General features: G+C 71.1%; 15 protein-coding genes and 1 pseudogene. 15 read left to right on the forward strand and 1 reads right to left on the reverse strand.

The window, feature by feature from the left end; all coding sequences use genetic code 11:
• Positions 1–59: 59 nt before the first annotated feature.
• Positions 60–920, reverse strand: a complete 861-nt coding sequence (locus tag AB0H32_RS03275) for a class I SAM-dependent methyltransferase (RefSeq protein ID WP_361113405.1) — start codon at positions 918–920, stop codon at positions 60–62.
• Positions 921–1,419: 499 nt separating this feature from the next.
• On the opposite strand from AB0H32_RS03275, the gene AB0H32_RS03280 reads away from it, so the two are divergent.
• The 15 genes and pseudogenes from AB0H32_RS03280 (at position 1,420) to dprA (ending at position 12,990) form a co-directional block, all read left to right on the forward strand.
• On the forward strand, positions 1,420–2,022 hold the full coding sequence (locus AB0H32_RS03280) for a hypothetical protein (RefSeq protein ID WP_361113407.1): 603 nt from the start codon (positions 1,420–1,422) through the stop codon (positions 2,020–2,022).
• A 282-nt stretch (positions 2,023–2,304) separates the two neighbouring features.
• Positions 2,305–2,724, forward strand: coding sequence for a 30S ribosomal protein S16 (rpsP, locus tag AB0H32_RS03285; RefSeq protein ID WP_361113410.1), 420 nt, complete (start codon positions 2,305–2,307; stop codon positions 2,722–2,724).
• A 5-nt stretch (positions 2,725–2,729) separates the two neighbouring features.
• The gene (locus AB0H32_RS03290; RefSeq protein WP_005479813.1) at positions 2,730–2,969 is read left to right on the forward strand and encodes an RNA-binding protein; all 240 of its coding nucleotides are present in this window, start codon (positions 2,730–2,732) and stop codon (positions 2,967–2,969) included.
• Between the two features lie 82 nt (positions 2,970–3,051).
• On the forward strand, positions 3,052–3,669 hold the full coding sequence (gene rimM / locus AB0H32_RS03295) for a ribosome maturation factor RimM (RefSeq protein WP_361113413.1): 618 nt from the start codon (positions 3,052–3,054) through the stop codon (positions 3,667–3,669).
• Positions 3,666–4,499, forward strand: a complete 834-nt coding sequence (gene trmD, locus AB0H32_RS03300; protein WP_361113416.1) for a tRNA (guanosine(37)-N1)-methyltransferase TrmD — start codon at positions 3,666–3,668, stop codon at positions 4,497–4,499. Before rimM ends, trmD begins: the two co-directional genes overlap by 4 nt.
• 135 nt (positions 4,500–4,634) lie before the next feature.
• Positions 4,635–4,985, forward strand: a complete 351-nt coding sequence (gene rplS, locus AB0H32_RS03305) for a 50S ribosomal protein L19 (protein WP_361113419.1) — start codon at positions 4,635–4,637, stop codon at positions 4,983–4,985.
• A 45-nt stretch (positions 4,986–5,030) separates the two neighbouring features.
• The gene (lepB, locus tag AB0H32_RS03310) at positions 5,031–5,726 is read left to right on the forward strand and encodes a signal peptidase I (RefSeq protein ID WP_361113422.1); all 696 of its coding nucleotides are present in this window, start codon (positions 5,031–5,033) and stop codon (positions 5,724–5,726) included.
• Positions 5,719–6,807 (forward strand): annotated as a pseudogene (gene lepB, locus AB0H32_RS03315) (signal peptidase I); the annotation flags it as partial. The gene lepB (AB0H32_RS03310) and the pseudogene lepB (AB0H32_RS03315), both read left to right, overlap by 8 nt.
• Positions 6,698–7,708: a signal peptidase I gene (gene lepB / locus AB0H32_RS03320; protein ID WP_361113425.1), complete on the forward strand. Its 1,011-nt coding sequence runs from the start codon at positions 6,698–6,700 to the stop codon at positions 7,706–7,708. The pseudogene lepB (AB0H32_RS03315) and the gene lepB (AB0H32_RS03320), both read left to right, overlap by 110 nt.
• A 65-nt stretch (positions 7,709–7,773) precedes the next feature.
• Positions 7,774–8,556 (forward strand): signal peptidase I, encoded by a 783-nt coding sequence (gene lepB, locus AB0H32_RS03325; protein WP_361113428.1) that lies wholly within the window; start codon positions 7,774–7,776, stop codon positions 8,554–8,556.
• Positions 8,546–9,070 carry an NUDIX hydrolase gene (locus AB0H32_RS03330; RefSeq protein WP_361113431.1) on the forward strand — a complete coding sequence of 175 codons (525 nt, stop codon included), beginning with the start codon at positions 8,546–8,548 and terminating at the stop codon, positions 9,068–9,070. Before lepB (AB0H32_RS03325) ends, AB0H32_RS03330 begins: the two co-directional genes overlap by 11 nt.
• A 56-nt stretch (positions 9,071–9,126) precedes the next feature.
• Entirely contained in the window at positions 9,127–9,435 is a 309-nt protein-coding gene (locus tag AB0H32_RS03335; RefSeq protein WP_003965949.1) for a DUF2469 domain-containing protein, read from the forward strand.
• 151 nt (positions 9,436–9,586) lie between these two features.
• Entirely contained in the window at positions 9,587–9,952 is a 366-nt protein-coding gene (locus AB0H32_RS03340; RefSeq protein ID WP_361113434.1) for a YraN family protein, read from the forward strand.
• 1 nt (position 9,953) lies between these two features.
• Positions 9,954–11,564 carry a YifB family Mg chelatase-like AAA ATPase gene (locus tag AB0H32_RS03345; RefSeq protein ID WP_361113437.1) on the forward strand — a complete coding sequence of 537 codons (1,611 nt, stop codon included), beginning with the start codon at positions 9,954–9,956 and terminating at the stop codon, positions 11,562–11,564.
• 229 nt (positions 11,565–11,793) lie between these two features.
• Positions 11,794–12,990, forward strand: a complete 1,197-nt coding sequence (gene dprA, locus AB0H32_RS03350) for a DNA-processing protein DprA (protein WP_361113440.1) — start codon at positions 11,794–11,796, stop codon at positions 12,988–12,990.
• Positions 12,991–13,217: the final 227 nt, after the last annotated feature.

Raw genomic sequence — 13,217 nt, forward strand, 5'->3', positions numbered from 1 at the left:
AAGCATCCGCAGAGCACCCACCGAGACCACCCCACCGGCACCGCACTCCCGGCGGAGCGTCAGCGTACGCGGGCGATCAGGTACCGGAACACGTTCGGCATCCAGACCGTGCCGTCGGGGCGGCGGTGCGGGTGCAGCGCCTCCACCAGCTCCTTGTCCACCTGCTTGCGGTCGGTCGCCGCGATCGCCGCGTCGAACAGGCCCGTCGACAGCAGACCGCGTACGGCGCTGTCGAGGTCGGCGTAGCCGAACGGGCAGGCCACCCGCCCCGAGCCGTCCGGTTTCAGCCCGGCCCGCTGGGCGACCTCCTCCAGGTCGTCACGGCGGGCAGGGCGCCAGCTGCCCGCTCTGCGCAGGGGATCGGCCAGTTTCGTCGCCACCCGCAGGACCGAAGAGGTGGCACAGCGCTCCGGCGGACCCCATCCGGCCAGCACCACGGCCGCCCCGCGCCCGGCCAGCGGCAGCGCGTCCGCCAGCAGCTCACCGAGCCCCTCCGAGTCGCCCGCCAGGCAGCCGATCGGCTCGAAGACGGTCACCACGGTGTACGCGGGCGTCTGCGCGTCGGCCGCGTCCGCGGGCGAGCCGTCGAGGAGCTTCGCGGCCGTACGCGCGCGCGTGCCGCGCGCGGGGTCCGGCAGCAGACGCTCGCGGGCGAGGGCGAGCCGCTCGGGGGAGGCGTCGACACCCGTGACCGCGGCCCCTCTGGAGGCCGCCATCAGCAGGGCGAGCCCGGTACCGCAGCGCAGGCCCAGCAGCCGGGTGAGGGGACCCACTTCAAGGCGCTCGTAGACGGCCTCGTAGAGCGGGACCAGCATCCGCTCCTGGATCTCGGACCAGTCACGCGCGCGTGCGTTCCGGTCCACGCGGACCGGTACGGAACCCGCGTGAGACAGGTGTTCCCGCACGAGCGTAGGTGTCATAGGTAAGCGCCCCAATCCGCCGACTGTTCGTCGCTGTGCCCGATTGCGTGGCCCCCGTGCCGTGCGCTCGCACCATCCACGTATGCCAGGTAACTCCCGGCTCGCGGTGGCGTCCAGGGGTCGTGGCGCCCGGCTTGGCGAGGGCAGCTCACTGTGGCGAGATTTCACATCCGGGCAACCTCCGGGACCTCCCGGAGCCGGGGCACGGGCCGGCACCCGGTAACGTCGCGGGCGTCCCGGGCGCTGAGAGAGACAGTGGCCCGATCCACGAGAGCGGCCGAAAGAGCTCTTGTGCCTTCCGACGACCACTGCCGTACCGGGCTACGCGCCGGGTCGTACGTGGGACTACGCACCGGCTTGTGACGAGCTGTGAGGCTTCTCCGCAGATCAGCGCACCCGCCCTCGTCAGTACGCATCAGTGGCAACTGACGGGTACGTGCAAATTATTTGGGATGCCCCGGAATAGGAACACAGCGGCACCCCCGCTCGTTGTGATTACGTGAGCACGACACAGACACCACCTGTTCTCGCCGCAGAGCTGGCGCAGGCGTGGGCCGACATTCAGCGGTACCACCCCGAGCTGCCGGACCTTGCCGCGCCAGAGTCCCTGATCGGAGAGTCGTCGTCCGCGTGCGGTCACGAACTCTCCTTCGAACGACTGCTCCATGAGGCAGTCCACGGCATCGCCGCGGCCCGCGGCGTACGCGACACCTCCCGGGCCGGCCGCTACCACAACCGCAGGTTCCTCGCGATCGCGGAGGAGCTGGGCCTGGACCACCCCGAGGAACCGCACCCCAGCAGCGGCTTCTCGCTGGTCACGCTCAACCCTGAGGCCAAGCGGCGCTACCGACCGACGATCGAGCGCCTCCAGCGCGCTCTGAAGGCCCACACGGTGGCCACCTCCGCCGACACCTCCCGCACCTTCCGCGGCCCGGCCGCCCGCCACGGCTCCTCCGGCGGCGGCGTGCGTGTGAAGGCCGTCTGCGACTGCGGCCGCAACGTCCGGGTGGTCCCGTCGGTCCTGGCCCAGGCCCCCATCGTGTGCGGCGGCTGCGGCAAGCCGTTCCGCATCCCGGAGGTCGTGGGCGCGGCGGTGGGCTAGGGGTACGGCTGCTCGTGGCAGCCGTACCCGGCTCCCCCGCCGGGCCTCGTGCACCCGACGTTCCTCACCTCTGCGCCGGGTGCCTCGTCGGCATGCCCATGCCCGTCCACCCCACGTCCGGAAGCGCCCCGCAGGGTGTGGCACAATGGCTAGCTGTACTCGACAGCCGCACAGGACCCCTCTCTCCTCCGGCTGACGCGTCCATCGGGCACTCGGGTACCGCAACCCCACGCGGCTCTCTCGCCGTGCCCAACCACGTCAAAACCAGGAGAATCCACTCCCGTGGCAGTCAAGATCAAGCTGAAGCGTCTGGGCAAGATCCGTTCGCCTCACTACCGCATCGTCGTCGCCGACTCCCGTACCCGCCGTGACGGCCGGGCCATCGAGGAGATCGGCAAGTACCACCCGACCTACAACCCGTCGGTCATCGAGGTGGACGCCGATCGCGTGGCGTACTGGCTGGGTGTCGGCGCGCAGCCGACCGAGCCCGTCCTCGCCATCCTGAAGAAGACCGGCGACTGGCAGAAGTTCAAGGGCGAGCCGGCCCCCGCGCCGCTGCTCGTTGCCGAGCCGAAGGCCGGGCGTCCGTCGTTCGAGGCTCTCGGCGGTGACGACGAGGGCAAGGGTGAGGCGATCACCCAGAAGAAGAAGGCTGAGAAGAAGGACGAGGCCGCTGCCGAGTCCGAGTCGACCGAGGCCTGAGCAGCATGCTCGAAGAGGCGCTTGAGCACCTCGTGAAGGGCATCGTCGACAACCCTGACGATGTGCAGGTCGCCTCGCGCGACCTGCGCCGCGGGCGTGTGCTGGAGGTCCGGGTCCACCCCGACGACCTCGGCAAGGTGATCGGCCGCAACGGCCGTACCGCGCGCGCTCTGCGTACCGTCGTGGGCGCCATCGGCGGCCGCGGTGTCCGCGTCGACCTCGTCGACGTGGACCACGTCCGCTGACGCTTCATCGCAACCGGCTCGGGCCGGGGAGGGCCACTGGGCCGTCCCCGGCCCGCAGTCGTATGACAGGAGATCTGTACACGTGCAGCTGGTAGTCGCACGGATCGGCCGCGCCCACGGCATCAAGGGCGAGGTCACCGTCGAGGTACGTACCGACGAGCCCGAGCTCAGGCTCGCCCCGGGCGCCGTCCTGGCCACCGACCCGGCTTCCACCGGGCCGCTCACCATCGCCACCGGCCGCGTGCACAGCGGCCGCCTGCTCCTGCGCTTCGAGGGTGTCAGCGACCGCAACGGCGCCGAGGCCCTGCGCAACACCCTGCTGATCGCCGAGGTCGACCCCGAGGTACTCCCCGAGGACGAGGACGAGTACTACGACCACCAGCTCATCGACCTCGACGTGGTCACCGAGGACGGCACGGAGGTCGGCCGGATCACGGAGATCTCGCACCTGCCCTCCCAGGACCTCTTCATCGTGGAGCGCCCGGACGGCAGCGAGGTGATGATTCCCTTCGTGGAGGAGATCGTCACCGAGATCGACCTGGAGGAGCAGAAGGCGGTCATCGCGCCCCCGCCGGGCCTGATCGACGACCGTGCCGAGATCGCCTCGTCCAGGGAAGAATCCGGGGAAGGCCCCAGGGAAGAGTCCGGCGAAGAGCCTGGGGAAGAGTCCGGGGAAAAGTCCGGGGAAGACAGCGCATGAGGCTCGACGTCGTCACGATCTTCCCCGAGTACCTGGACCCCCTGAACGTCTCCCTCGTCGGCAAGGCACGCGCGCGCGGACAGCTCGACGTCCATGTGCACGATCTGCGGACCTGGACGTACGACCGGCACAACACGGTCGACGACACGCCGTACGGCGGCGGCCCCGGCATGGTCATGAAGACCGACCCGTGGGGCGACGCGCTGGACACGGTGCTCGCCGACGGCTACGAGACCGGAGCCCGGGCCCCCGCGCTGATCGTCCCCACCCCGAGCGGCCGACCCTTCACCCAGGAACTGGCCGTCGAACTCTCCGAGCGCCCCTGGCTGCTCTTCACGCCGGCCCGCTACGAGGGCATCGACCGGCGTGTCATGGACGAGTACGCCACGCGGATGCCGGTGTACGAGGTGTCCATCGGCGACTACGTCCTCGCCGGCGGCGAGGCGGCCGTACTGGTGATCACGGAGGCCGTCGCGCGGCTGCTGCCCGGCGTCCTCGGCAACGCGGAGTCCCACCGGGACGACTCCTTCGCGCCGGGAGCGATGGCGAGCCTCCTCGAAGGCCCCGTCTACACCAAGCCGCCCCTGTGGCGCGGGCGGGACATCCCGGACGTGCTGCTCAGCGGCCACCACGGCAGGATCGCCCGCTGGCGCCGCGACGAGGCCCTGAGGCGTACGACGGCCAACCGTCCCGATCTGATCGAGCGCTGCGACCCCAAGGCCTTCGACAAGAAGGACCGCGAGATGCTCTCCATCCTGGGCTGGGCCCCGGACCCGGAGGGCGAGCCGTACGGCCGATTTTGGCGCAGGACCGAGGCCGTGGAAGAATAGACCGCTGTTGTGCGCCCGTCCGGCGTGCGCCCCTGCCACAGGGGGACACGACGCCCGCCCCGACCCGCACGGCACACCTCTTGTACACCCAACTTCCGTTGATGACCTGTGGCATCAGCGAAGAAAGCAGACGAAATGTCTCACCTGCTCGACTCCGTCGACGCCACGTCGCTGCGCAGCGACATCCCGGCCTTCCGCCCGGGTGACACCGTCAACGTCCACGTCCGCGTCATCGAGGGCAACCGCTCCCGTGTGCAGCAGTTCAAGGGCGTTGTGATCCGCCGCCAGGGCTCCGGTGTCCGCGAGACCTTCACGGTCCGCAAGGTCTCGTTCTCCGTCGGCGTCGAGCGCACCTTCCCGGTGCACACCCCGATCGTCGAGAAGATCGAGCTGGTCACCAAGGGTGACGTGCGCCGCGCCAAGCTGTACTACCTCCGTGACCTGCGCGGCAAGGCCGCGAAGATCAAGGAGAAGCGCGAGAACTGAGCGCTTTCCCGGAGTCACAGCGGGGCCGGATAGCATCTGGCCCCGATGGACACCGAAGCACAGCCGACAGCACGCGACCGCTCCTCCCACCCCGGTACTCCGGGCGCGGAGGGCCGGTCGCGTTTTGCGTTGGTGTCGCGGGTCGCCGAGTGGCTGCCGGGCGGCAGGGTCACCCTCACCCTCTTCGTCTGCCTGGCGTTTTTGCTGCTCCTCAACGCTTTCGTGGTGCAACCGTTCCAGATTCCGAGCGGATCGATGGAACAGGGATTGAGGATCGGCGACCGCGTTCTCGTAAATAAGTTGGCGTACCGTTTCGGTGCCCTGCCGCGCCGCGGTGACGTGGTTGTCTTCGACGGGACCGGGTATTTCGGGGACGCCGACTACGTCAAGCGCGTTGTAGGGGTGGGGGGAGATCGTGTGGTCTGCTGCGACAAGGAGGGGAGGCTGAAGGTGAACGGCCGGCCGGTCGACGAGACGGCGTTCCTGTATCCCGGGGACACCCCGTCCAGCGTCCCCTTCGACGTCGTCGTGCCCGCGGGCCGTCTGTTCGTCCTCGGGGACCACCGCAGCGACTCCAGCGACTCCCGCGACCACCTCGGCTCGCCCGGCGGCGGCATGATCCCCGTCGGCGACGTCATCGGCCGGGCCGACTGGATCGCCTGGCCGTACGCCCACTGGACCCATCTGACGCGGCCCTCCGCCTATGCACGCGTCCCGGCCCCGGAGGGTACGCATGGGTAACCGCGGCAAGCCGCGCGGGGTGCCCAGCACGCCCGCGGACAACCTGCTGCCCACCGGCTCCCGCCGCACCTCCGCCCCGGTCGGGGGCCGCACACGCGCGGAGCGGCGAAAACTCCAGCGCAAGGTGAAGCGCAAGCGCAGGCGGTCGGCCGTGCGGGAGATCCCGCTCCTCGTCGGTGTCGCCGTCCTGATAGCGCTGGTCCTGAAGACCTTCCTCGTCCAGGCCTTCGTGATCCCCTCGGGCTCCATGGAGCAGACGATCCGGATCGGGGACCGTGTCCTGGTCGACAAGTTCACCCCGTGGTTCGGCTCCAAGCCGCAGCGCGGGGACGTCGTCGTCTTCCACGACCCGGGCGGCTGGCTGGCCGACGAGCAGACCGCCAAGAAGAACGACCCGATCGGCGTCAAGCAGGTCAAGGAAGGCCTCAGCTTCATCGGCCTGCTGCCCTCGGACAACGAGAAGGACCTCATCAAGCGGGTCATCGGCGTCGGCGGGGACCACGTCAAGTGCTGCGACGCACAGGGCCGGGTCACCGTGAACGGCGCCCCGCTGACCGAGGGGGACTACCTGTATCCGGGGAACTCCCCGTCCTCGACCCCCTTCGACATCACCGTGCCCAAGGGGCGCCTGTGGGTGATGGGCGACCACCGGGACGACTCCGCGGACTCCCGCGCCCACCAGAACACCCCGTACGGCGGAACGGTCTCCGAGGACTCGGTGGTCGGCCGGGCCCGGGCCATCGGCTGGCCCTTCGGCCACTGGACCATGCTCGATGAACCTAAAACCTTCGCAAGCGTTGGGAACACCGTGTCGGGGTCGACCGCGGCCCCTCGGCCGTCGCATAGGGTTGCCTCCGACGATCCGAACGGAACGACCCGACTCCCGATCCCTGCGGAACTCCCGCTCGTTATGGGAGTAGTGGGCCTGCACCGTATCCGGGGCAGGCGGCGGCAGAGAGTAAGGAGTTGGCGTGGGGGATGTGGCGGTTGGCGCACGGTCGGGACACGACGGCGAGGAGCACCGCGGGCACCCCGTCGAGGCGAGCGGTCCCGCTCCGGACGGCGCCGTGACCTCTGGGAACTCCGACTTCTCGGCGGCCGGAGACGGGACACCCGAGGACGGGCCGGAGCCCCGGACCGAGGGCGAGGGAACGGACGGGAACGCGGGCGAGGGCGCCCGGCAGCCGAAGAAGCCGCGCTCCTTCTGGAAGGAGCTGCCGATCCTGGTCGTCATCGCGCTGGTCCTGGCCCTGCTGATCAAGACCTTTCTGGTGCAGGCGTTCTCGATTCCGTCCGACTCGATGCAGAACACCCTTCAGCAGGGTGACCGTGTCCTGGTCGACAAGCTGACCCCGTGGTTCGGCTCCAAGCCCGAGCGCGGCGAGGTCGTCGTCTTCCACGACCCGGACAACTGGCTGGCGGGCGAGCCGACCCCGACCCCGAACCCGGTGCAGAAGGTGCTCAGCTGGATCGGCCTGATGCCGTCCGCCGAGGAGAAGGACCTGATCAAGCGCGTGATCGGGGTCGGCGGCGACACGGTCCAGTGCAAGGGCACCGGTCCGCTCGTGGTCAACGGCAAAGCGCTGAACGAGCCGTACATCTACCCCGGCAACACGCCGTGCACCCAGGACGACCAGGGCGGACAGTTCAAGGTGAAGGTCCCCAAGGGCTTCATCTGGGTGATGGGCGACCACCGCCAGAACTCCCGTGACTCCCGGTACAACCAGTCCGACAAGAACCACGGCATGGTCCCCGTCGACAAGGTCGTCGGCCGCGCCATCGTGAAGGCCTGGCCGATCAACCGCTGGGGCACGCTGCCGATCCCGGACACCTTCGACCAGGGCCTGGACCAGAAGTCCTCCGCGGCCGCGTCCCTGACGGTCGCCCCCGAGGGCGTCGCCGTCGCGGCGGTCCTGCCGGTGCTGCCGCTGGCGGCGCGGCGGCGCAGGCGGGCCGACCGCCCGGAGTCCAAGAAGCGGTAAGCAGTGGCCCAGGCTGCGAAAGAGGGGCTGCCCCTGCCCGGTACCGCCGGGTAGGGTGCGGGTCCATGAGCGGCGAGAGCACGACCCGTACGGCCCCGCACGGCGCGGGCACAGGCACGGCACAGGCCGGCGGCAGCCGGACCGGGCAGCGGTTGTCCGGGCTGGCCGTGGCGCTGGGCCTGGTGCTGTTCCTCGGCGGATTCGTCTGGGGAGCGCTGGTCTACCGGCCGTACACCGTGCCCACCAGCTCGATGACCCCGACGATCGACGTGGGCGACCGGGTGCTGGCCCAGCGCGTCGACGGCGGCGAGGTCCGGCGCGGTGACGTGGTCGTCTTCCGCGACAAGAACTGGGTCACCAACGCCAACGTGGTCAAGCGGGTCGTCGCGGTCGGCGGCGACACCGTCTCCTGCTGCACGAACGGCAAGCTGACCGTCAACGGCAAGCAGATCGAGGAGCCGTACCTGCCCGCGGGCAGCCTCGCCGAGATCCAGAACTTCCCGACCGTGACCGTCCCCAAGGGACGGCTCTTCCTCCTCGGCGACGAGCGCCAGGGCTCCCTGGACTCCACCGCCCATATCACCGATGCCGCCAAGGGCACGGTGTCCCGGGGCGCCGTCTCCGCCCGTGTCGACGCCGTCGTCTGGCCCATGAAGGGCATGCTCAAGCGCCCCACCGGCTTCGAGACCCTGGGCCCCCTCTCCCAGCCGGGCCCGCTTCGCACCATCGAGCTGCTGATCGGCGCCGGCGGCGTCCTGGTCCTCGCCGGCGGCGCGTACGGCCCGATCGCGAAGCGGCTGGGCCGCTCCCGTACCCGAACCAGCCCGGAGCCCGCCGGTGCCCGCTGAGAGCACGCGGACGGGCGAGGACACCTACGAGGGCGGTCTGCGCAAGGTGGCCCGGGTGGTCCTGCTCGACCCCGAGGACCGCATCCTGCTGCTGCACGGCCACGAGCCCGAGGACCCGGCCGACGACTGGTGGTTCACCCCCGGTGGCGGTCTGGAGGGCACGGAGACGCGTGAGGAGGCCGCGCTCAGGGAGCTCGCCGAGGAGACCGGCATCACCGACGTCCGACTCGGTCCCGTGCTGTGGCGTCGCCGCTGCTCCTTCCCGTTCGCGGGCCGCCGCTGGGACCAGGACGAGTGGTACTACCTGGCCCGTACGGCCCAGACGGCCACCGCGGCGCAGGGACTGACCGAACTGGAGCGGCGCAGCGTCGCCGGAGCACGCTGGTGGACGTGTCAGGAACTGACCCGGGCGCATGAGACGGTGTATCCGACCAGACTCGCCGAGCTTCTGCGCACACTGCTCGACGAAGGTCCCCCTGCCAGGCCCGTGACTCTGGACACGGAAATCGTCTGAGGGCTCGTCGGACTGGCGCACAATGGTGGGATCGCACGGCTGAAGGGGAACATGCCATGAGCGCCGAGGACCTCGAAAAGTACGAGACCGAGATGGAGCTGAAGCTCTACCGGGAGTACCGAGACGTCGTCGGTCTGTTCAAATATGTGATCGAGACCGAGCGGCGTTTCTATCTCACCAACGACTACGAGATGCAGGTGCACTCGGTCCAGGGCGAGGTGTTCTTCGAGGTGTCCATGGCGGATGCCTGGGTCTGGGACATGTACCGGCCGGCGCGCTTCGTGAAACAGGTGCGCGTACTCACGTTCAAGGACGTGAACATTGAGGAGCTGAACAAGAGCGACCTGGAGCTTCCGGGCGGCTGATGACCGGGCCGGTGCGCTGAGGCCTCCCCGCGGCCTTCCCGTGCGGCTTCCCCTTTCGGGTGACGGAGTTCTCCACAACCACCGAGTAGTCCACCAAGATCCACTTCCTCTCGCGTGATGCGTGACGGTTGGCGCCGGAGGTGGTGCCGACATGAGCAAGGCACGCAGTGGACTGGGCAGGTACGGCGAGGATCTGGCCGCTCGGCGGCTGACCGAGGCCGGTATGACGATCCTGGAGCGCAACTGGCGCTGCGGACGCTCCGGTGAGATCGACATCGTGGCCCGGGACGGGAACACGCTGGTCGTCTGCGAGGTGAAGACCCGCCGCGGCGGTGCGTTCCAGCACCCGATGGCCGCTGTCACGGCAGAGAAGGCCGGGCGCCTGCTGCGCCTCGCCGAACGCTGGATCCAGACCCGCGGAGGAGCCCCGCCGGGAGGCGTCCGCATCGACTTGGTCGGCGTCCTCCTGCCCCGGCGAGGCGCCCCGGCCGTCGAGCACGCGCGGGGGGTGGCCTGAGATGGGATTCGCCCGTACGTGCTCGGTGGCCCTGGTCGGCGTCGAGGGAGTGGTCGTCGAGGTCCAGGCCGACCTGGAACCCGGAGTGGCGGCCTTCACCCTGGTGGGTCTGCCGGACAAGAGCCTGACGGAAAGCCGCGACCGGGTCCGGGCGGCGGTGGTGAACTCGGGCGCCGTCTGGCCGTCCAAGAAGCTCACGGTGGGCCTCAGCCCCGCGTCCGTGCCCAAGAGCGGCAGCGGCTTCGACCTGGCCGTGGCCGCCGCGGTCCTCGGCGCGGCCGAGCGGATCGACCCGCGGGTGCTCGCGGACATCGTGATGATCGGCGAGCTGGGCCTGGACGGGCGGGTTCGGCCGGTGAGGGGGATCCTGCCCGCGGTCCTCGCCGCGGCCGACGCGGGGTACGAGCAGGTGGTCGTACCGGAGTGCGCGGTGCCGGAGGCGTCACTCGTGCCGGGCGTCTCGGTCCTGGGCGTGCGCAGCCTGCGGCAGCTGATCGCCGTACTCGCCGAGGAGCCGGTACCCGACGAGGAACCCGTGCCGGGAGAGATCCGCCCCGACCCCTTCCTCGCAGGCCTGGCCCTCCCCGGGACGGGGCTCGGCACCGGCGCGGTCGGCGGGGCCCATGCACCGGACCTCGCCGATGTGGCGGGCCAGCACATGGCTCGGGCGGCGCTGGAGGTGGCCGCGGCCGGCCGGCACCACGTCTTCTTCAAGGGGCCGCCCGGAGCCGGCAAGACGATGCTGGCCGAACGGCTGCCCGGGCTCCTGCCCGCACTGAACCGGGAGGAGTCGCTGGAGGTCACGGCAGTGCACTCGGTGGCGGGAATGCTGCCCCCGGGCCATCCGCTGGTCGACAAACCCGCCTACTGCGCCCCGCACCACTCGGCGACGATGGCCTCGCTGGTCGGCGGCGGGAACGGGCTGCCGCGGCCCGGAGCGGTATCCCTGGCACATCACGGGGTCCTGTTCCTGGACGAGGCCGCCGAGTTCCACAGCAGCGTCCTGGACGCCCTGCGCCAGCCGTTGGAGTCGGGGCACGTGGTGATCGCCCGGGCCGCCGGCATGCTGCGGATGCCGGCCCGGTTCCTCATGGTTCTGGCCGCGAATCCGTGCCCGTGCGGGCGGCACGGGAGGGGCGACGACATCTGCGAGTGCCGGCCGTCCTCGATCAAGCGGTACCGCGCCCGGTTGTCCGGGCCCCTGATGGACCGGGTGGACCTGCGGGTGACCGTGGCGCCGGTCGCCAGGGCGGAGCTGCTCCGGTTGCACACCGGCGCCGAGACGTCGGCCGTCGTGGCCGACCGGGTCAGGCTCGCCCGGGAGCGCGCCGCCCGGCGCTACGAGGGGCTGCCCTGGCGGACGAACAGCGAGGTGCCCGGCCATGAACTGCGTACCCGCTGGCAGGTGCAGCCCGGGGCCCTCGCCAAGGCCGAGGACGACTTGGACCGGGGCCTGCTCACGGCTCGTGGACTCGACCGCGTGCTCCGGGTCGCCTGGACGCTCGCCGACCTGGGCGGCCGGGACCGCCCCTCGGCGAACGACGTGAACTGGGCCCTGGAACTTCGCACCGGCATCCGACGCGGCGCGGTCCTGGAAGGGATCGGCCGATGACGGGGGCAGCGCCGTCACCGGGGCCCGGCCGGGCGTCGCCCCGCAGGGGAGGGCACGTGTGGTGCGGCCGCGGCCGGACCGGTGTCCGGCTCCGTGTGAGCACCGGGGCGGAGCATGTGCCGGAGGGCGGTCGGCGCCGCGACGGGCGCGGGCGCTCGGTGGCTCCGGTGGAGGGCGGACGGCCGCTCGCCGGAGCCCGGGGTGGAGCCGTCCGGGGAGCGGGTGGGGCATGACGGACGGCAGCGGCGGTGTCCCCGTCCCCGGTGCGGCCGGAGGAGACGACCGGGACGAGGAGTTGGTCGGGCGCGTCTTTCTGGCCCGGGTCCTGGAGCCGGGGGACGAGGCCGGGGGGCGGTGGTTGCGGGAGTTCGGGTGCGGGGAGGTGGTGCGGCGGTTGCAGAGGGGCGGGGAGCCGCTGCCGGGCGTCAGCGGGACGCGGTGGGCAGGGCTGGTGGCCCGGGCCGGGCGTGCCGAACCGGAGCGGGATCTGGAGGTCGCGCGGGCCGCCGGGATGCGGTTCGTGTGTCCGGGGAGTGCCGAGTGGCCGGGGCAGCTCGACGATCTGGGGGACGGACGGCCCACGGGGCTGTGGGTGCGCGGAGTGCCCAGCCTGCGGATGTGGGCGCTCCGGTCCGTGGCCGTCGTCGGAGCCCGCGCATGCACCGAGTACGGCGCACACACGGCGGCCTCCCTCGCCTCGGGGCTCGCCGAGCGCGGATGGGTGGTCGTGTCGGGCGGTGCGTACGGGATCGACGGGGCCGCCCATCGCGGCGCCCTCGCCGCCGGCGGAGCCACCGTTGCCGTTCTGGCCTGCGGCGTCGACCGTCCCTACCCACGAGGCCACACCGCACTGATCAACAGGATCGCCGAACAGGGGCTGGTCGTGGGCGAGTTGCCGCCGGGCGATCACCCCACCCCGAGCCGCTTCATCCTCCGCAACCGGGTGATCGCCGCGCTCACCCGGGGTACCGCCGTCGTGGAGGCCGCCTGCCGCAGCGGCTCGCTGGTCACCGCGCGGGCCGCCCAGCGCCTCGGCAGGTTCACCATGGGGGTACCCGGGCCCGTCACCAGCTCACTGTCGGCAGGCGTGCACGAACTGCTGCGCGGTGAGGCCACCCTCGTCACCGACGCCGCGGAAGTCGTCGAACTCGTGGGCGACATGGGTGAGCTGGCCCCGCCCCGACGGGGCCCCGTCCTCCCGCGCGATCTCCTGGAACCCGCGGCCCGGGCCGTTCTCGCCGCTCTGCCCGGCAACCGCGCGGCCCCCGCGGAGGAGATCGCGCGCGGCGCCCGCACCACGCCGGACGAGGCGATCGCGAGACTGTACGAACTCCGAGCACTTGGTTACGTGGAACGACACGGCGACGGCTGGAAGTTGACACGCCAGGCGTTGATCTCCGTCCGCGGAGGTCGCAGTCCGTGCTGACCGAGCGTGTTCGGCCGTCCGGGGGAAGCCCCTACGACCTTGGGGTTTCCCGGAGTTGGCACTCTCGGCCGGTCACGCACGGCGAGGCCTGGGGCGTGGTGGTGCGGACCGCGAAACAGGCCCGCGCACGGGTGGTGCCTCGCTGTTCGCGCACCGCGACACCTCAGTCACGCTACGCTCACGAAAGCCCCGGCGCAGACCGCGCCATCTCGACATCAGACCGGACA

Origin of the sequence: Streptomyces sp. NPDC020362, from assembly GCF_040642095.1 — a bacterium.
GTDB lineage: Bacteria > Actinomycetota > Actinomycetes > Streptomycetales > Streptomycetaceae > Streptomyces.